The sequence below is a fragment of the Rubricoccus marinus genome (assembly GCF_002257665.1).
Classification (GTDB): domain Bacteria; phylum Bacteroidota; class Rhodothermia; order Rhodothermales; family Rubricoccaceae; genus Rubricoccus; species Rubricoccus marinus.
Map to the genome: position 1 here is coordinate 2,420,740 of NZ_MQWB01000001.1, position 18,076 is coordinate 2,438,815.

The following is an 18,076-nucleotide window of genomic DNA, read 5'->3' on the forward strand; positions in this document are numbered from 1 at the left end:
CGGTTTTAGGCGTGGGCGCGGCGGTGGGCTATGGCATCGGCATAAATGGCGCGCAACTGTAGGTAGTTGATGCGGCGGGTGAACCGCTCCCGGTACAGCTTCCACGTCGCGCGGCGGGTCTCCTGCAACGCCTCGCGGTCCGCGAGGAGTGCGCGCACGCCAGCGGCGAGGGCGTGGGGGTCGTCGCGCTTGACCAGGTGGCCCGTCACGCCGTCGACGATCATCTCGGGGAAGACGCCGTGGTTTGTCGCCACGACGGGCGTGCCCTGCCCCATCGCCTCGATGACGACCAGCGGCCAGCCCTCGTAGGAGAGCGACGGCGCCACGAGCACGGCGGCCCGGCCCATCAGCTCCCGCATCTCGTCCGAGCTTTTCCAGCCCAGCCACTCGATGCGCGGGTCGCCAGAGGCCGCGGCCCGCACCTCTGGCGCCATCGCGCCGTCGCCCGCGATCTTGAGTGGGGGCAGATCGGGGTGATTTCGCCACGCGTCGAGCATGACTTGGATGCCCTTGTTGGAGTCCAGGCGGCCTCCGAACAGCGCGAAGTCCCCGCCCGGTCCCAGCGACGGCTCCGCCAGAAGCGCATTGGGCTTGGTCACGATGAGCGCCTCTGGCAGCCCGCCCTCGATGAAGAGGCCTCGGGCGAAGTCGCTGAGCGCGATGTACCGGTCGACCTTCGACGCGTACGTCCCCGCCGCCTTGTGGATCGCCGTCGTCGCCACGACCGCCGCCGTCGCGGCCGTGCTCCCGCGATAGCACGCGTGCCGGATGGCCGGGAGCGCGAGCCGCGTGCCGACGCAGTCGTGGCAGATGTGGCCGTCGCGCAGGAGCAGCGCCCCGGCGCAGATCAGCCGGAAGTTGTGGAGGGTCTGCACGACGGCGGCCCCGCCGTCCTGCGCCGCGTGGTACACGCTCGGCGACGCCAGGGGCAGCGTGTTGTGGACGTGGACGACGTCGACGCCCTCCCGCTCGACGATGTCCAACACCTCGCGGTAGGCGTCCCGGCTCCACACCGTCCGCGCCGCCAGCGCCGCGCGGCCCATTCCGTCTACGTCCTCGTTTGTGAGCGTGTACCGCAGCACCCGGTGGCCCGCCGCTTCCAGCAAGCCACCCTCGATATCGAATACGCGGTCCTCGCCGCCCGGCTGTTGGTAGAAGTTGTGCACCAGCAGGACGGTCGGCAGGTCACCGCCCTCGGCCGAGTTCCAGAGCGCCTCTGGCGTCCCCTCCGCATCGCGCGCGCCCCGCGCAGGCGCCAGAGGCGCGGCGCTACCAGTCAACGGGAACGGGGGGCGAGGATCGGGCATGGCCGGCGGCGGGGACGAACAGCGGCCGAGCGGCCTCTGGCGAAGGTAGAGGGGTCGGCTCGCCGTTGCGGCGCGCAATCGCGTCCGCGTAGATGCGGCGGAGCTGGAGGTAGTTGATCTCGCGCGTGAACCGCTCGCGGTACAGCTCCCACGTGGCGTGGCGGATCTCCTTCAGCATCTCAGGGTCGCTGAGGAGGCGCCTGACGGCTTGGCCGAGCGCGCCCGCGTCGCCGCGAGGTACGAGCGAGCCCGTTACGCCGTCGATGATCATCTCGGGAAAGACGCCGTGGTTCGTCGCCACGACGGGCGTGCCCAACCCCATCGCCTCGATGGCGACAAGCGGCCAGCCTTCGTACCACATGGACGGCGTGACGAGCACGGCGGCCTCGCGCATGAGCTGCGCCATTTCGTCGCCGTTGCACCACCCGAGCCACTCGATGCGTGGGTCGCCAGAGGCCGCTTCTGTGACGAGGTGCGAGAGCTCGCCGTCTCCGGCGATCTTGAGGTGCGGGAGGTCCGGGTCCATCGACCACGCGTCCAGCAGCACCTGGATGCCTTTGCCCTTGCCCAGTCGGCCCGCGAACAGCGCGTACTCGCCGCCGGGCCCCTGAACGGGATCGTCCTGGAGCGCGTTGGGCTTGACGGCGATCTGGTCCGCGGGCAGCCCGCCCTCGATGAAGAGGCCTCGGGCGAAGTCGCTGAGCGCGATGTACCGGTCGACCTTCGAGGCGTACGTCCCCGCCGCCTTGTGGATCGCCGTCGTCGCTACGACCGCCGCCGTCGCGGCCGTGCTCCCGCGGTAGCACTTGTGCTGGATCGCGGGCGTCGCCACGCTTTTGCCCACGCAATCGTGGCACAGCTCGCCGTCGCGCAAGAGGAGCGCGCCCGGGCAGATGAACCGGAAATTGTGGAGGGTCTGCACGACGGCCGCCCCGCCGTCCTGCGCCGCGTGGTACACGCTCGGCGACGCCAGGGGCAGCGTGTTGTGGACGTGGACGACGTCGACGCCCTCCCGCTCGACGATCTCCAGGACCTCGCGGTAGGCGTCGCGGCTCCACACCGTCCGCGCCGCCAGCGCCACGCGGTTCATTTCGTCCACCTCCTCGTTTCGAAGCGTGTACCGCAGCACGCGGTGGCCGCGCTGCTCCAGCATCTCCCCTTCTACTTCGAACACGCGGTCCTCGCCGCCTGGGTGCTGGTAGAAGTTGTGCACCAGCAGGACGGTCAGAGGGGCGTCCTCTGGCGCCGACGCTTCCTTCTCGGCCGTCACCGAAAGGCGTGGCGCTCCCGCGTGTAGCGTTCCAGGCGCCAGAGGCGAGCCGTCACCACTGCCAGGCAACGGGAGGTCGGGATGGGGAGCGGGACGGTTCGGGGCGGAGGGCATGGCGGGGGGCGGGGGGCGCCGACGCCGCGCGAGGCAGCGGGGCCTCTGGCGCGTCGAGCAGGGTCGGGTGCGTGCGTTGCAACCGGGCCGCTGCAAGACCCGCGCCGATCACCGACCAGACCCATATGCCGCCCATCGGGCCCTCTAAAAACACGTCGAACGACGCGTTTACCAGGGCCGCGATCCACACCGCGGAGAGCCACGCGAACAGCGCCATCCAGCGGCGCTGGTCCGCGAGCCGCGCCCGCACCCACGCGCTGCCGACGGTCCAGAACCACATCGCGTGGACCGCGAGCCAGAGCAGGAAGCCCGGCACGCCCGCTCGCGCGAGGACCGTCAGGTGACCGTTGTGCGGGCTCCGGAGCCCCTCGTCGATGTCGAGTTCGAAGCCGTCCGACTCCGCGAGGTTGATGCCGAAGCCCTTGCCCTGCGCGAAGTACGGCCCGTTAAAGGTGTAGTCCACGATCTTGGTCCACCACAGCAGGCGCCACTTTTTCGTGCCGTCCAGCGTGTCCGAGCCCGAGCGCCCAAAGATGGAGCTGATGTTCTCGACGACCTGCTCGACGGTGATCTCGCGGCTGCCGCCCTGCACCTCCAGCTTCAACATCGGCCCCGCAATCGCGCCGACGACGACGAGGAAGACGAAGGCGTACACGAGCTTGCTGCTCCCCTGTCCCGTACCGGGCGGGCGCATAAGCCACGCGAGGCCCAGGCCTAGGAAGAAGGCCACCATCCCGCCACGGTTGCTCACCATGATGATGCCGCTGCTGAACGCCGCGAGGCTGATCCAGAGCATCTTGCGCTTCATCAGGCCCAGCACCATGAACGCGGTGATGCCGGTCATGTGGACCATCAGGTCGCCGCCTTTGGCTTCCAACAGTTTGACGTTGCCCGCCCACGGCAGGTCCGGGATCTGCGCGTAGAACTGCTTGGCCGCGAGGTACACCACCCACGCCAGCGAGAGCATCACGACCACGAACGTGCGGTAGCGCGTGACCGCCTCCACGAGCCGCTCCGGCGCCGCCAGAATCAGCGAGGCCACGATCACGGCGTAACTCCCGTACACGATGAGCATCGCGTCGCGCGGACCGTCTAGCCCATACGTGCCGAGGTACGGGACCATTCGGATCAGCGTCCAGACGACGAGCGCCGCCCAGATCCGCACCGTCCACATGCCCAGCACGTGCCGCATCTGCCCGGAGGTCGCCGCCAGCCACAGGCCGATGGCCAGCATCACCTCGCCGATAAACAGCGGCGGCACGCCGATGTAGGCAAACGTGCGCGAGAACAACGCGTAGCCCAGCAGGCACACGCCGAGCACGCGGAGGTAGCGCTCGCCGCCTCGGGTGGAGATGCCGCGCGAGAGGCCGGGAGAAAACGTCAGGTCCACGGCTCGGCCTCTGGCGGAGGGATAGGGGATGCGGAATGGAGCGGCAAGCGGGGCTCGCCTGTAGCCTCTGGCGTGTGGGCATGCCCCGCGCCGTCGCCAGAGGCGGGCGGTGGGCTCTGCGGGCCGTCGCCAGAGGCGCTATCTGGGCCGCTGGCGCCCGACGTGCCGAGGTGGCGCAGCGCGTCGATCCCCATCGCGAGGGCGCTCGCGAGCGAAATGGCGACGATCGTGAGCAGCGCCGCGCGCGCCGTCGTCACGCCGCCCAGCAGCGCCAGAGGCGCGACCGTCAACACGAGCGCGACGATGCGCGCCCAGAACAGCTGGCGCGGGCGCTCCATCGCGCGGAGGCACGAGAGCAACACCACCACCACGCCGATGCCGACGGGCACGAGCGCGACGGCCCACATGAGGTCCGCGTACGCGTCGAACTTGCCGTCGTAGATGAGCGACAGCGCGGGTGCGCCCGCGACGAGGAGCACGGCGCCGTAGATGCCCGCGAGCACGACGGCCAGGGCCGTCAGCGCGCCCAGCGTGCGGCGGCCGGTCCCCCCTTCCAGCGCTTTCACGAACGTCGGCACCATGAGCGTGCCGAGCACTTGGAACACGTGCACGGCCGGGAGGGCGAAGTTGTACAGCGCCCGCAGACCGCCGGCCTCGGCCAGGCCGCCCGCGAGGCTCAGCCACATGATGGGCAGGTAGCCCGCCACCCAGTCCAGCCCGCCAGAGGCGACCGCCCACCGGCCGTACTCGACGTGCTGCGCGCGCGCCTCCCGCACCACCTCGGCCTCTGGCGTCGGCAGCGGCCACAGGCCGCCGCGCCGGACGAGCCACAGGCCGGACAGGAGCCCCGCCGCGCCCGTCACGCCAACGGCCAGGAGCACGTCGGTGGACTCCACCTCGCCGATCACACCCGCGGCGTAGAGCGCCGCCACGCCGCCGAGCAAGAGCACGGCGTAGATCGCTCCGGCGACGGCCGAGCGCTGCGGCTCGAACGTGACGTACTGCATCGAGCGCGTGAGCCACGTCAGCAGGATTCCGCCCTGCGCGATCGCGATGGCGAGGAGCCCAACCGTCAGCGCCAGAGGCCCGCCGAACGCCCACGTGCCGAGCGCGCCCGCGCCGAGCACGGCGAAACCGATAGCGCTCACGCCCAGGTGCCCGCGCAAGAGCGTTCCGAAGTACGCCGGCAGCCGGTCCTTAAAGCGCCCCGGCCCAAAAACCAGCATCGGCTCCGTCAGCATCCCCTGGTGGAGCGTGCTAAAGAGCAAGAAAACCGTGAACGCGACGGTGTACGCGCCGTAGGCCTCTGGCGAGAGCCACCGCGCGAGGAGCACGTTGACCACGAAGTTGGCGCCGGCGAACAGCGCCTGGTCCAGGACGCTCCACATGCCCTTGCCCGCCCAACGGCGCGCGCGCGAGGCCCGGCTGGGGGCCTCTGGCGAAACGGCCGGAGATGGAGATGCGGACATAGGGGGTGCAGGAACCGAGGCCCACGCCGAGGCCGGGGCCTCTGGCGCCAGAGGCTAGTTGCCCGCGACCGCGTTGACGAGCAAGGCCACCGCCGAGACCGCGCCGACGATGATGCCCGCCTCCTGCCAGCCGAAGTTCCGCTTCCGGATCACGTCCACGATCACCGAGTCGCCTTCGCGAAGCGGCGGGTACGAGCCGGGATTAGCCGCGATGTCCGACGAGGTCGTCGCGTAAACGACGCCTTCGGAGGGCCGGAACAGCCGCACCTCGACGCGCTGACGCTCCGAGGACTGGCGCACGTCGTAGTTGGCGCCGCCGGTGAGCGCCAGAAGCCGGCTGAGGTCGGTCTGGACCGAGATCTCGTACAGGCCGGGGTTGCGGACCGCGCCCTCCACCTGCACCTGGATCGTGGCCTCGCCGGGCTGGTGGAACTGGTAGTAGCCCGGGCTGGTGGAGATCACCTGCTCGCTGCGGCCGATGCGGCCGCCTTGCGAGCCCTGGGCAAAGGCCTCTGGCGCCAGAGGCAGGAGGAGCAGGAACAGGGCGCAGAGGGCGAAGGAGCGCATGATGTCTAGGCGGTGAGAGCCTTCTGGTGGGGATCGGCCTGCTGCTGGGTCGCGCGGGCCTTGGGGGTAGAGAAGCGGGCGCCCTGGGTCTTCTTGTGACCCACGGCGCGAGACGGCACGAACCGGTTGAGCACGGCGCCCACGCGCGAGAGGCCCGCGCCGGCAAGCTCGCCCGCGACGTGGCTCATGGCGTCGATGTCGCTCTCGCCGGCCTCGGCCACGAGCAGCGCGGCGTCGGCGTAGGGCGCGAGGAGCGCGGCATCGGCGGTGCGGAGCGCGGGCGGCGTGTCGATGAGGATGAGGTCGAACGTGTGGCGGAGGTTGCCCAGCAACTCGCCGACGCGCTCGGGCGCCCAGGCTTGGCCGGGGGCGTCGGGCGTCTCGCGGGCGGTCACGGCGAACAGGCCGGGCACGACCGTGCTCCAGTAGACCACGTTGAGGTCCTGGCCGCCGGTCCCGAGCGCCGGGCTCTCGCCAAGTCCCAGAAGCGCGCCCACGGCGGGCGTGCGGAGGTCGGCGTCGATGAGCAGCACGCGGCGGCCGGCTTGCGCGCCAGCGGCGGCGAGGTTGGCCGCGACGAGGCTTTTGCCCACGCCAGCCTCTGGCGCGCCCACGAGGACGACCTGCGGCGAGGCAGCGCCCGCGTTGAGCGCGGCGTGGAGATGTCGGAACGCCTCGGCCTCTGGCGCGAACGCTTCCGTGATGGTCACCATGCCCGGATGCACCGGGATGCCGTCCACGGTTTTGCGGCCCTTGCGGAGCTGGTCCGTCAGGTCCGGGACCGTGCCGACGACCGTGAAGCCGGCGCCTTCCAGGTCACCCGGCGTGTGGATGCGGCTGTCCGTCGTGTAGCGGAGCGCGGCGGCGCCGAGACCGAGCAGAAGGCCGAGAACCGAGCCGAGAATGAGGTTGAGCAGCACGTTCGGGCTGGAGGGCTTGCGCGGCTCCTGCACCTCGCGGAGCACGCTGGCAACGGCCAGTTCGGTCCCTTCGGCCATCTCCGTCTTGGCCAGCTCACGCTCCAGCTCGACGAGCGCCTCGGACGCCATCGCGCGGCGGCGCTCCAGTTGCGACAGGCGGACCTCTTGGCCCGGCTTGGCGCGAAGCTCGCCACGGGCTTCGCCCAAGCGGGAGCTGAGCGAGCTCGCGCGGGCGCGGGCGCCCTGGAGCGCCGAGCGCTCGTCGGCGATGCGCCGCTGGAGGTCGGCGACGTAGCTCGCGCCGTTGGAGCCCGAGCTGGACAGGTCCAATCCGTTGGAGTTCACGACGCCAGAGGCCCGCTCCTGTGCCAAGCGCCGCTGCTCGGCTTTGAGGCCCTGGATGCGCTGGTTGAGCGCGCGGGTGTCGGGGTGCGCGTTGGGATCGCCGCGGAGGTCCGGGTTGGCGCGGAGCGCCTGTGCTAGGAGCCCTTCGTAGCGGGTGATCTCGGTTTGCACCTCTGCGCTCTGCGCGTTGGAGGCGCCAGTGTTGGCGCTTTCGGCCAGACGGGGCTGGATAGACGCGGCCTCGCGCTCCAACTGGGCGAGCGTGGCGCTGCGCTGGCTGATCTCGGCCTGCGCGAGGTCGAGACCGGACTCCAACTGGCCGATCTGGCTTACGGTGTTCTGCGTCTGGATCTGCAGGCCGGCGGCGTTCTCGCGCGTCATGAACGCCTGCAACTGGGACTCGATTTCGGAGAGCTCGCCTTGTCGGGTCATCACCTGGCCTTCCAAGAGTTCTCGTGTCTCCGAGAGGTCGGCGCGGTTGGACTGCCGCGTCATCGCGAGGTACTCGTTGGTGTAGACCCGCGCGATCTTGGCGGCCTCTCGCGGATCGTGCGCGACGGCCTCCACCTTGAGCGCGTCCACCTCCTCACGCGCAGGCCCCACGGAGACGATCTCCTGCTGGAGGTACTCCCCCAGATTCGCGGCGTCTACAGGGGCTTCGTACTCCGCAGCGGCCTCGCGGACGACGCTCAGCGTCTCCGCGCCCGGCTCGTCCAGGATGGCCTGAGCAGTCTGGCGCGCGATCAGCGGGTTCTCTTGCAGGATCAGCGCCTGGTTGAGAACGCGGTTGGGATCCTCTTGCGCGGAGACTTCGGCGTCCTCGTCGGGGTTGATGAGGAGCAGGCTGTACGCCGTGTACTCGCGCGGGGCGAGGGCGGTGTAGAGCGCGAAGGCGCCGAGCGTGGCGAGGAAGATGCCGAGGATGAGCCACTTGTGGCGGCTCAGCATCTGCATCCGGTCGCGGAAGGCGCGGCGGGCCTCGGTCCGCGCGGGCGGGAGAGGCGGGGCCGGGGGCGCGCCCGATGCCGTCTGCGGCGCGGCGGGGAGCGAGCGCTGGATGGGCGCGAGCGCGGCGCCAGCGGCGCCCGTTGCGGGGTAGGCCTCTGGCGAGTCGATGCGGAAGCCCTCGCGCTCGTCGTAGTCCATCGCGGTGGCGTCCGGCTCGGCTGCGAGGCGGGGGGCGTCGGCGCGCTCGGCGTTGGGCACGGCGGCGCCGTCGCCAGAGGACTCGGGCAGGGGCTCGACGAGTTCGGGCGCGCGCCACTCCTCCATGGGCGTGGGATCGAAAACGATCTCCTCGAAGACGGCGTCGTGGACGTCGCCGGAGGACGGGCTGGCCGGTCCAGATCGGTCCGGGCGCTGGGGCGAAGGGGTCGGGCGGTCCTGCATAGGTCGGGGCGGGTCAGTCGGGGTATCGGCCGACTCGGGGGGAGACACAAGCGCGGCGTGTGCAAGGGGCGAGCCCTCTCGCTCAACGCAGGCTTGGCCGCCACTATTGGCGCTCTCGGGTGACGCCCGCACGGGCTATCTCTCAAAAGCGGCACAGCCTGAGACGCTAAAGACCTCGCGCCAGAGGCCTCTGGCGGCGCGCGGGGTGGTTTCGTGCGGGCGCCAGAAGCCGCGGGAACGGGCGGCGTCTCGTTCCGAGACGGCATGATAGGGGACGCGCCGGCCGCGCTTGCGAGGCGGTGGTCTCTCCTCACGTTCTCCCCTTGCGCCGTGCCTCTTGCGCTCCCGGCTTCTGACGCCAGAGGCGCTCTACAGGATCAGCATGCAGTCGCCGTAGGAGTAGAACCGGTAGCGCTCGGCAACAGCGTGGCGGTAGGCGCGCATGACGTTCTCGCGCCCGCCGAACGTGGACGTGAGCACGAGCAGCGACGACTTCGGGAGGTGGAAGTTGGTCAGCAGCGCGTCCACGCCGGTGAAGGTGTAGCCGGGCGTGACGGTCAGGTCCGTGGCGCCAGAGGCCGGGTAAAACGTGCCGCTGGCGTCGGCGCTGGTCTCGAGCGTGCGCGTGCTCGTGGTGCCCACGGCGACGATCCGCCCGCCCGCCGCGCGCACGCGGTTGAGGGCGCCAGAGGCCTCTGGCGTGACGGCGATCCGCTCCGCCGCGACGCGGTGGTCGGCGAGGTCCTCGGCCTTGACGGGCTCGAACGTGCCGTAGCCGACGTGGAGCGTGACGTGCACGCGTCCAACGCCGCCTGCTTCGAGGCGCCCCAGCAGCGTGTCAGTGAAGTGGAGCCCGGCGGTGGGCGCGGCGACGGCGCCGCTTTCGCGCGCGAAAATGGTCTGGTAGCGCTCGCGGTCGGCGCGGTCGGTTGGCCGCGCGATGTAAGGCGGCAGCGGTAGCTGCCCGATCTCGTCCAGCGCCTCGCGCTCTTCGGCCTCCGCCAGAGGCCCGCCGCCGCGCGTGAACCGGACGAGCCGCTTGCCGTCGTCCTCGACGCCGACGACCTCGGCGCGGAGGCCTCTGGCGCCGGAGCCCGCATCTCCGCTCTCCCCCCCGAGCCAGACCTCGGCGCCTTCGCGGAGCTTGCGTCCGGGCTTGGCGAGCGCGCGCCAAAGGCCGTCCTCGCGCCGCTCGATGAGGAACAGCTCGGCCTTGCCGCCGGTCGGCCGGTGGCCGAGAAGGCGGGCGGCCATCACGCGCGTGTCGTTGAACACGAGCGCGTCGCCAGATGCCAGGTACTCCGGCAGATCCGTTACGTGGCGGTCCTCGATCTCGCCAGAAGTGCGGTGGAGCACAAGCATCCGCGAGCCGTCGCGTTGCTCGGCAGGGCGCTGCGCGATCAGCGCGTCGGGGAGGTCGAAGTCGTAGGGCGCGAGGGCGTCGGCCACGGGCTTGGGCGGGAGGCGAAGGCCGCAAACTGTCGGCCTCTTGCGCCAGAGGCAACCGAAGACGGCGGGAGGACGGGAATGGAGCGCGGGTGTCCTACCTTCGCGCAGTCAGCCCTCACTCGCTATGCGTTTTCTGGTTCTCGTCGCCAGCCTCCTCGCGGGATCGGCTGCGATGGCGCAGGTCCCCACGGACAGCTTGCCGCCCCTCCCCGGGCTGAGGATTCCGGTCACGGAGAACTTCCAGCCGCTGCAGAGGTCGGCGCTTCGAGCGTACGCCTACTCTGTAGGCATCCCGGCCGCATCCGTGCTGGGCGGGTACGCGCTTTACACTGTGCTACCAGAGAACGGCCCCGACGAGAGCCCGGGGCGCCAGGGCGAGGAGGTGGCGTACGCCGTGATGATTATCGGCGGGCTTACCGGCTCGCTTGTCGGCAACTTTACGCTAGGCGCGCAGGACGACGTTGTGACCAGCCTCCGCATTCGGGGCCTCTCGACAGCCGTTGGCGGCGGACTCCTCTTCACGGGCGGGCTCCTGTGCGTGCTCTCGTCTTTCGACCAGGGGGGGTGCTCGAACGGGACCGCCGTGGTGATCTACGCGGGCGCGGCCGTTCTCCTCGGCGGGCTCGCCAGCGCCATCGGCTACGACCTCGCGACGATCCCCGGCAACGCGCGCGAGGCGCGGCTCCGGCGCCAGAGGCCTCTGGCGGGAGGCGTCACGGTCGCGCCGCCGGAAGTCTCGCTGGGCTACAGCGTGGAAGCGAACGCGCCCATCCTCACGTTCCGGATGGGCCTGTAATCCTCTGGCGCCAGAGGCCTCTCGCGCTAGCAGCTACCCCGCGAACTCGCCCCAGACCTCGCGGAGCGCGTTGGAAATCTCGCCGACCGTCGCGCCGGCCTCGACGGCGGTGAGCACGCGCGGCATGAGGTTCTCGTCGGAGCGGGCGGCTGCGGTGATCGCGTCCATCGCGTCGCGCCAGAGGCCCGGGTCGCGCGAGGCGCGGAGCTCGCGGAGGCGCTCGATCTGCGTCTCGCGGATGGAGTCCGGGACGGTCATCGTCTCGAACGTCGTCGTCTCGTCGGACTGGAACTTGTTGACGCCGACAACGACCGCCTCGCCGCTCTCAATGTCGAGCTGCTGGCGGTACGCGCTCTGCGCGATGGCGTCCTGGTAGAACCCTTCCTCGATAGCCGCGACGGCGCCGCCCATCTCGTCGACCTGCTCGATGAGCCGCGTGGCCTCGGCCTCCAGATCCGCCGTCAGCTTCTCGACGACGAACGAGCCCGCCAGAGGATCGACGGTCTCGGTCACGCCGCTCTCGAAGCCGATGACCTGCTGCGTGCGGAGCGCGAGCGTGGCGGCCTCTTCGGTGGGGAGCGCGAGGGCCTCGTCGTAGCCGTTGGTATGGAGGCTCTGAGTCCCGCCGAGGACGGCCGCGAGTGCTTGGATGGTCACGCGCGCCACGTTCGCCAGAGGCTGCTGGGCGGTGAGCGTGCTGCCGCCGGTCTGGGTGTGGAAGCGGAGCATCTGCGCCTTCGGGTCCGTCGCGCCAAAGCGCTCGCGCATGATCTGCGCCCACATCTTGCGAGCCGCGCGGAACTTGGCGACCTCCTCCAAGAAGTCGTTGTGGGCGTTAAAGAAGAAGCTCAGGCGCTTGCCAAAAGCGTCCACGTCGAGCCCGGCATCGAGCGCAGCTTGGACGTACGCGATGCCGTCGGCGAGGGTGAACGCCAGTTCCTGCGCGGCGGTGGCGCCGGCTTCGCGGATGTGGTAGCCCGAGATCGAGATCGTATTCCACCGCGGGAGCTCTTGGCCGCACCACGCGAACACGTCGGTGATAAAGCGCATCGACGGGCGTGGCGGGAAGATGTACGTGCCACGGGCCGCGTACTCCTTCAGGATGTCGTTCTGGATCGTCCCGCCCAGGCGCGAGAGGTCCGCGCCTTGCTCCTTCGCGACGGCGACGTAGAGCGCCAGCAGAATGGGCGCCGTCGCGTTGATGGTCATGCTCGTCGTCACGTCGCCGAGCGGGATGCCGCTGAACAGGCGCCGCATGTCGTCGAGCGAGCAGATGCTCACGCCCACCTTTCCGACCTCGCCCTCGGCCATCGGGTCGTCGGCGTCGTAGCCGATCTGCGTGGGCAGGTCGAACGCGACCGAGAGGCCTCTGGCGCCTGCTCCGAGAAGGGCGTGGTAGCGCTCGTTGGACGCTTCGGCGGTGGAGAAGCCCGCGTACTGCCGCATGGTCCAGAGCCTCTGGCGGTACATCTCGGGGTAGACCCCGCGCGTGAACGGGTACTCGCCCGGGGCGCCGAGGCGCGCATCGAGATCGGCTGGGAGGTCCTCGGCGGTGGCGACGGCGGGGAGATCGAGGCCGGAGGAGGTCGTGGGAGCGTCGGGTGTCATGCGGGGGATCTGGCGCGGGGGCCTCGGCAACGCCAGAGGGGGCGGCTGGGTTCGTGGGCCGGTTCGCGAAGCAAGCCGCCTCTGGCGGTGCGATCCTGCGGTCCCCCTCCGACCGCGATGCGAACCTCCGCCCTCCTGCTCTGCCTCGCCCTCGGCGCGTGCGCCTCAGCCCCGCCCGCCGATGCGCCTCTGGCGCCTGCCTCTCGCGCGCCAGAGACCACGACCACCGAGGCCACTCCTCCCCCGCCCGGGCCTCCGCCCACGCCACCCGCGCCGCCAGAGGCGTGTGGTCTGGAAGCGGCGCCGTTGGATGCCGCCGACCTTTTCGAGCCCACCCCGAACGCCTGGGTGCCTCTGGCGCAGCGCCTTCTCGGCTGCACCCCAGAGGCCGCGTCCGCGCTCGGCCTGGGAACGCCCACGCGCACGGACGGAACGGACGCCGCTCCCATCCTCACCTTTGCTCGCGAGGCGGGCGGGCGCCAGAGGCTTCTCGTTCTCGCCTACGAAGCCGGCGCGGTTGTCGGCGTGAGCATCGCGGACCCGGTCTCTTCGCGCCTGACCTCTACGGTTTTCCAACTCCGCTCCTTGCAGACGCAAGAGGCCGCAGGCGGCGATCCCGTCCCCTCGCCTGAAGGCTCGCTCATGTTCGCGGCGAGCGCGCAGCGGCCGTACGGTGTGCGACTGGTCGCCTCTGGCGGATACGTCGTGCTCTCCGTGGTGCAGGAGTAGAGGGAAGCCTCTGGCGCCAGAGGCCGGACCGCGCGCGACGCTAGCGGCAGGCGCCGCGGCGGTCGCCGTGGTTGAGGTGCGCGCGGACCGCGTTGCCGTCCACGCGGAGCGTCCGGCCCTTGTGGCAGATGGTGACTTTGCCGCTGCCTCGCGTATCGGCACGGCCCTGCCGGGGAGAGTCGCCCCGTTTTCCCGTCGTGCGGGAGGGCGTGGAGCACGCGGCGAGGCCAACGCAGCAGCCGAGCAAAACGGCGATCGGGAGACGGGAGGTCATCGGTTCGAGAGAGGTGCGCGAAGAGAACGAGAGGGCCGCTCCGATTGTTCTTCGCGCCCGACACCTCTCGACGCCAGAGGCCTCTGGCGCGTGTGTCGCTAGCCGCGGCACGCGCCGCGCTGATCGCCGTGGAGCAGGTGCGCGCGCACCTCGCTGCCGTCCACGCGGATCGTCTTGCCGTCGTGGCAGAGCGAGACCTTGCCCTCGGCTTTGCTCCCGCCTCCCCCGCTCCAACGCACCGGTGCAGGCGCGGAGCACGACGCGAGGCCACAACTGAGAAGGATGAGGAGGGAAACGCGGCGCATGGATCGGTTGGGATAGAGCGCAGGTGGGGCCGCCAGAGGCGGACCGCTCCGAGCCTCTGGCGCCAGAGGCCTCTGGCGCTACAGGCGCTTCTCGAAGCGGATGCGGTAGTCCCTGTACGCCGCGTTGTACCCGGCCGCGGTCACTTTAAAGCCCTCGGCCAGGCCCATCACGGTCATGCCCGGATGCTTGTTGGGGAACGTGTCGTAGGCGAACCGGCGGTAGTCCATCGCGCGGGCCTCGTCCATCAGCCGAGCCAGGAGCTGACGGGCCACGCCTCTGCGCCTGTAGGGTTCGAGGATGGCCCCCTTCGCGCTGTAAAACGTCGGCTCGGACTCCCCGTAGCCGACCTTGAACCCGATGGGCGTCTGCTCGTGGTAGGCCACGAGAAACGTCAGGTCCGTCCGGTCGAGCCGGAAGATGACGCGGTCGTCGCCGAACACCGCCCGGTTCAAGGCCTGCACCTCGGCGTACCGCGAGATCCCCACGCGCTCAATGCGCACCTCCCCGAGCGAGAAGCCAGCAGAAGAGCTAGGGGAGGCGTCGATTTGCATAGCCGCGAGACTTCATGAAGCCAAAATGAAGGGTACAGGTTTCCGCCTTCTCCTGCAAGCCCTCACGGACCTAACCGCTTGGGCGTCTCCCCGCCCTTTCCCCCTCCCGCGCCTATTGCGCCTCGCGCGTCCGCGGGCGGGAGCGCCGAACCGGAGGTTTCCTCAACGAGCGCCACGCGCTCCAGCAGGGCCTCTGGCGTGTCTTCGAGGAAACGGCTGACGCGGGTCAGGAAGCCGCCCGAGCCCCGGCGCCAGCGGCTCGCGGGGTAGCTGACGTACAGCTCGCGCTCGGCGCGCGTGAGCGCGACGTAGAGGAGGCGCCGCTCCTCGTCCAGCTCGGCCTGCGTCTTGACGGCGTACTCGTTGGGCAGCACGCCGTCCAGCGCGTCGATCAACACCACGGTATCGAACTCCAGGCCTTTGGCGGAGTGGATGGTAGAAAGCACGAGCGGGGGCTCGTCGCGGTAGGCGCCTTCCACGTCCTCTTGCGAGAGGTCCACGGGGTCCAGCGCGAAGGATTCCAGGAGATCAGCGCGGGTTTCGTAGCGCGCGGCGAGGTCGGCGAGTCCGTCCAGATCGGGTTCGCGGCGCCCCCAGTCGTCGTAGATCCGCTCGAAGTGCGGGCGGTAGTACGCGAGAAGGCGGTCCACCTGGTCCGCCAGAGGCCGTCCGTCCCGCAGGTCCGCCAGCAGCGCGGCGAGGGCACGGACCGAGTCGGCGTAGCGCGCATCGGCGCCGAAGGCGAGCCCGTACGCGTCGGCGCCAGAGGCCTCTTGCGCGCCGATCCAGTCCAGCACCTTGCGGACCGTCCGCGGCCCGACGCCTTCCAGAAGCAGCAGCGCCCGGTTCCAGGCGACCGCGTCCGCCGCGTTCTCCGCCACGCGGAGGTGCGCCACCATGTCCTTGACGTGGGCCGCTTCGGCCAGCTTGAGCCCGCCCACTTTAACGAACGGGATCTGGCGCCGCGTGAGCTCGGCTTCGAGCGCGTACGAGCACCACGAGGCCCGGAATAGGACCGCCTGCCGCGCCAGAGGCACCCCCGCCTCTCGCGTGCCGAGAACGAGCTCGCAAACGAACCGGGACTGCCACTCTTCGTCCGGGCACGGCACCAGGCCGGGCGTCTCGCCGCCTTCCTTGCGGGTGAACAGGCGCTTCTCGTACTTCTCTCGGGCGCCCTCTAGCACGTGGTTGGCGAGGGTCAGGATGGGCTGCGTGGAGCGGTAGTTCTCCTCCAGCTTGAGCACGCGCGCGCCGGGGAAGCGCTCGGGAAACGCGAGGATGTGCCCCACGTCGGCGCCGCGGAAGCGGTAAATGCTCTGCGCGTCGTCTCCCACGACGGTGACGTTGCCGTGCTCGCTCGCCAGAAGCCGCACGAGATCGGCCTGGACGTGGTTGACGTCCTGGTACTCGTCCACGAGCACGTGCGTGAGGCGGCCCGAGACCTGCTTTCGGATGGCCTCTTGCGTCGCGAGGAGTTGCGCGGTGAGGCCGAGGAGGTCGTCGTAATCCGCCAGTCCGTAGCGGCGCTTGGTGGCCTGAAACGCGTCGCCAAGCTCCGCGATGGCGTCGGCGTGGCGGGCGTAGTGCGGGTGCTCCTCTTCGATGACCTCTTGAACGCTCATGCCGCGGTTGGCGGCGCTGGAGAGGATGCGCTGGAGCGAGCGCTTCTTGGGAAAGCGCCTCTCGCGCGAGTCCAGTCCCTTTTCGGTGCGCACGAGGTCAATCACGTCGGCGGCGTCGGCCTGGTCTAGGATCGTAAAGCGCCGCGGCAAGCCGATGGCCTCGCCGTGCTGCCGCAGAACCTCGACGCAGAAAGCGTGGAAGGTGCCCCCGCGCACGCGCTCGCAGCGGCCGTCCAAGAGGCCGCTGGCGCGGACGAGCATTTCGCGCGCGGCGCGGCGCGTGAAGGTCAGCAGCGCGATTCGGTCCGGCTCCACACCCGTCTCCACCAAGTACGCCACGCGGTAGACCAGCGTGCGCGTCTTGCCCGTCCCCGCGCCCGCGACGATCAGCGTCGGCCCGCCAGAGGCCGTCGCGGCGGCAAGCTGCTGGGGGTTGAGCTCCGCCGCGTAGTCGATCTGGAGGTCCGCGCGTAGCGCGCCTGAGGCAGCGGAGGCCTCTGGCGTGCGGGCAGGGAGAACGAAACGGCGGGCCACGGTGGAGGTGCGGAGCGGGCGCCTAAGATCGGCGTCGGGCAGCACTCACGCGTTGAGAGCCGCGGGATCGCCCGGGCAGACGTTATCCCTCCCAGGCGTCCTCGTCGCCTTCGGCGAAGTCCCCGAACGCGTTGGCGAGGCCGCCGAGCGCTTCGGCGGCGGTTTCGATCGTGGCGCGGAGTTGGAGCGGCGCGTCGCCCGAGGCGCCGTCGAGGGCAGAGAGCGAGTCGCGGAGATCGGACTGGAGGGCGAGGAGCCGCTGGCGGTGCTCCAGCGCGAGAGCGGAGGGTGAGGGCATGCGTCTGGAAGAAGAAAAGGCCGCGATACACGCCAGAGGCCCCTGGCGGGGTCCCGACGCCAGCGCCGCGGCGGGCTATATTCGAAGGCAGGTGCGGCCCGCCGGTGATCGGCGCGCGGCCCCCTTCGTTTTCCTCCCGTCGGGCCGCAGGCCCCACCCCCCAGCACAGCGCTCGCCCCATGGGCAAGGTCATCGCGATCGCCAACCAGAAAGGCGGCGTCGGCAAGACGACGACGGCGGTGAACCTCGCGGCGAGCCTGGCCGCCATGGAGCACCCGACGCTCCTGCTGGACACGGACCCCCAGGCCAACGGCTCGTCCAGCCTCGGCGTGGACAGCCGGACCGTCGCCTCGTCCGTGTACGAGGTGCTGATGGGCAGCGTCAGCGTCGAGGACGCCGTGCTGCAGTCGGAGATGCCGTTTCTGGACCTCCTTCCAAGCCACATCAACCTGGTCGGCGCTGAGATCGAGATGATCGACCTCTATGAGCGCGAGCAGGTCCTTAAGAAGGCGTTGCTGCAGGCACGGCGGAAGTACGACTTCATCGTGATCGACTGCCCGCCCAGCCTCGGGCTGCTGACGCTGAACGCGCTGACCGCGTCGGACTCGGTCCTCATCCCGGTCCAGGCGGAGTACTTCGCGCTCGAAGGCCTCGGGCAGTTGCTCAATACGATCAAGATCGTGCGCCAGCACCTCAACCCCGATCTGGAGATCGAGGGCGTGCTGCTGACCATGTTCGACGGTCGCCTGCGCCTCTCCAACCAGGTCGCGAGCGAGGTCCGCCGCTACTTCGGTGACCGGGTGTTTGGCGCTGTGATCCAGCGCAACGTTCGCGTGAGCGAGGCTCCGTCCTTTGGCAAGCCGGTCCTGCTTTACGACGTGGTCTCTACCGGCACGCGCAACTACATGGCGCTCGCCGGCGAGGTCGTCAAAAACAACGGCCGCTACCTCGATGCGCCAGAGGCCGAGGAAGCCGACGAGAACGCGCCGCCGGTGCAGGCCCGCGTAGCCGAGCCCTCGCCGTCCACGCCGCCGCCGAGCGCCCGCAACCACACGCCTCTGGCGGCAACGCCCGCCGCGAGGCCCCTGCCGACACCCGTTCAGCCCCCGGCTCCGGTCGTGCCCCCCGCCACGCCCTT

At 70.3% G+C, this 18,076-nt stretch carries 16 protein-coding genes and 1 pseudogene; 4 read left to right on the plus strand and 13 right to left on the minus strand.

Features of this window, described 5'->3' with window-relative positions; genetic code table 11:
- Window positions 1–5 precede the first annotated feature (5 nt).
- From BSZ36_RS10295 to BSZ36_RS10310, 4 genes are read right to left on the minus strand one after another with little or no spacing between them, the layout of a single operon-like run.
- Entirely contained in the window at window positions 6–1,307 is a 1,302-nt protein-coding gene (locus tag BSZ36_RS10295) for a glycosyltransferase family 4 protein (RefSeq protein ID WP_094548605.1), read from the minus strand.
- A complete protein-coding gene (locus BSZ36_RS10300; RefSeq protein ID WP_094548607.1) occupies window positions 1,270–2,691 on the minus strand; it encodes a glycosyltransferase family 4 protein in 1,422 nt (473 codons plus the stop codon). The genes BSZ36_RS10295 and BSZ36_RS10300 overlap by 38 nt, the downstream gene beginning before the upstream one ends.
- Window positions 2,630–4,081: an O-antigen ligase family protein gene (locus tag BSZ36_RS10305; protein WP_094548609.1), complete on the minus strand. Its 1,452-nt coding sequence runs from the start codon at window positions 4,079–4,081 to the stop codon at window positions 2,630–2,632. Before BSZ36_RS10305 ends, BSZ36_RS10300 begins: the two co-directional genes overlap by 62 nt.
- The gene (locus BSZ36_RS10310; protein ID WP_094548611.1) at window positions 4,072–5,469 is read right to left on the minus strand and encodes an MATE family efflux transporter; all 1,398 of its coding nucleotides are present in this window, start codon (window positions 5,467–5,469) and stop codon (window positions 4,072–4,074) included. The genes BSZ36_RS10305 and BSZ36_RS10310 overlap by 10 nt, the downstream gene beginning before the upstream one ends.
- Here BSZ36_RS10310 and BSZ36_RS19405 point away from each other — a divergent pair.
- On the plus strand, window positions 5,468–5,608 hold the full coding sequence (locus BSZ36_RS19405; protein ID WP_179271128.1) for a hypothetical protein: 141 nt from the start codon (window positions 5,468–5,470) through the stop codon (window positions 5,606–5,608). The genes BSZ36_RS10310 and BSZ36_RS19405 overlap by 2 nt on opposite strands.
- On the opposite strand, the gene BSZ36_RS10315 is transcribed toward BSZ36_RS19405, so the two are convergent.
- The 3 genes from BSZ36_RS10315 to queA form a co-directional block, all read right to left on the minus strand.
- Window positions 5,605–6,117 (minus strand): polysaccharide biosynthesis/export family protein, encoded by a 513-nt coding sequence (locus BSZ36_RS10315; RefSeq protein WP_094548613.1) that lies wholly within the window; start codon window positions 6,115–6,117, stop codon window positions 5,605–5,607. The genes BSZ36_RS19405 and BSZ36_RS10315 overlap by 4 nt on opposite strands.
- A 5-nt stretch (window positions 6,118–6,122) precedes the next feature.
- On the minus strand, window positions 6,123–8,771 hold the full coding sequence (locus BSZ36_RS10320; protein ID WP_094548615.1) for a GumC family protein: 2,649 nt from the start codon (window positions 8,769–8,771) through the stop codon (window positions 6,123–6,125).
- Between the two features lie 369 nt (window positions 8,772–9,140).
- Window positions 9,141–10,220, minus strand: coding sequence for a tRNA preQ1(34) S-adenosylmethionine ribosyltransferase-isomerase QueA (gene queA / locus BSZ36_RS10325; RefSeq protein WP_094548617.1), 1,080 nt, complete (start codon window positions 10,218–10,220; stop codon window positions 9,141–9,143).
- 124 nt (window positions 10,221–10,344) lie between these two features.
- Between queA and BSZ36_RS10330 the strand changes: the two genes are divergently transcribed.
- The gene (locus BSZ36_RS10330) at window positions 10,345–11,016 is read left to right on the plus strand and encodes a hypothetical protein (RefSeq protein WP_094548619.1); all 672 of its coding nucleotides are present in this window, start codon (window positions 10,345–10,347) and stop codon (window positions 11,014–11,016) included.
- A gap of 33 nt (window positions 11,017–11,049) precedes the next feature.
- Here BSZ36_RS10330 and BSZ36_RS10335 read toward each other — a convergent pair whose 3' ends face one another.
- Window positions 11,050–12,624: an acyl-CoA mutase large subunit family protein gene (locus BSZ36_RS10335; RefSeq protein ID WP_094548621.1), complete on the minus strand. Its 1,575-nt coding sequence runs from the start codon at window positions 12,622–12,624 to the stop codon at window positions 11,050–11,052.
- A gap of 117 nt (window positions 12,625–12,741) precedes the next feature.
- Here BSZ36_RS10335 and BSZ36_RS10340 point away from each other — a divergent pair, with 117 nt between their 5' ends.
- The gene (locus tag BSZ36_RS10340) at window positions 12,742–13,353 is read left to right on the plus strand and encodes a hypothetical protein (RefSeq protein ID WP_094548623.1); all 612 of its coding nucleotides are present in this window, start codon (window positions 12,742–12,744) and stop codon (window positions 13,351–13,353) included.
- 40 nt (window positions 13,354–13,393) lie between these two features.
- Here the strand turns inward: BSZ36_RS10340 and BSZ36_RS10345 are convergent, their stop codons facing one another.
- The 5 genes from BSZ36_RS10345 to BSZ36_RS10365 all read right to left on the minus strand — a co-directional run bounded on the left by BSZ36_RS10345 (window position 13,394) and on the right by BSZ36_RS10365 (window position 16,938).
- The gene (locus BSZ36_RS10345; protein WP_094548625.1) at window positions 13,394–13,627 is read right to left on the minus strand and encodes a hypothetical protein; all 234 of its coding nucleotides are present in this window, start codon (window positions 13,625–13,627) and stop codon (window positions 13,394–13,396) included.
- A 98-nt stretch (window positions 13,628–13,725) separates the two neighbouring features.
- Window positions 13,726–13,932: a hypothetical protein gene (locus BSZ36_RS10350; protein ID WP_094548627.1), complete on the minus strand. Its 207-nt coding sequence runs from the start codon at window positions 13,930–13,932 to the stop codon at window positions 13,726–13,728.
- A gap of 78 nt (window positions 13,933–14,010) precedes the next feature.
- Window positions 14,011–14,484: a GNAT family N-acetyltransferase gene (locus BSZ36_RS10355; protein ID WP_094548629.1), complete on the minus strand. Its 474-nt coding sequence runs from the start codon at window positions 14,482–14,484 to the stop codon at window positions 14,011–14,013.
- A gap of 62 nt (window positions 14,485–14,546) precedes the next feature.
- Window positions 14,547–16,640, minus strand: a complete 2,094-nt coding sequence (locus BSZ36_RS10360; protein ID WP_179271129.1) for an ATP-dependent helicase — start codon at window positions 16,638–16,640, stop codon at window positions 14,547–14,549.
- Between the two features lie 82 nt (window positions 16,641–16,722).
- Complete coding sequence (locus tag BSZ36_RS10365) at window positions 16,723–16,938, minus strand: hypothetical protein (protein WP_094548633.1); 216 nt, start codon at window positions 16,936–16,938, stop codon at window positions 16,723–16,725.
- A gap of 179 nt (window positions 16,939–17,117) precedes the next feature.
- Here BSZ36_RS10365 and BSZ36_RS10370 point away from each other — a divergent pair.
- Window positions 17,118–17,897: pseudogene (locus BSZ36_RS10370) on the plus strand (ParA family protein); the annotation flags it as partial.
- Between the last annotated feature and the right edge of the window lie 179 nt (window positions 17,898–18,076).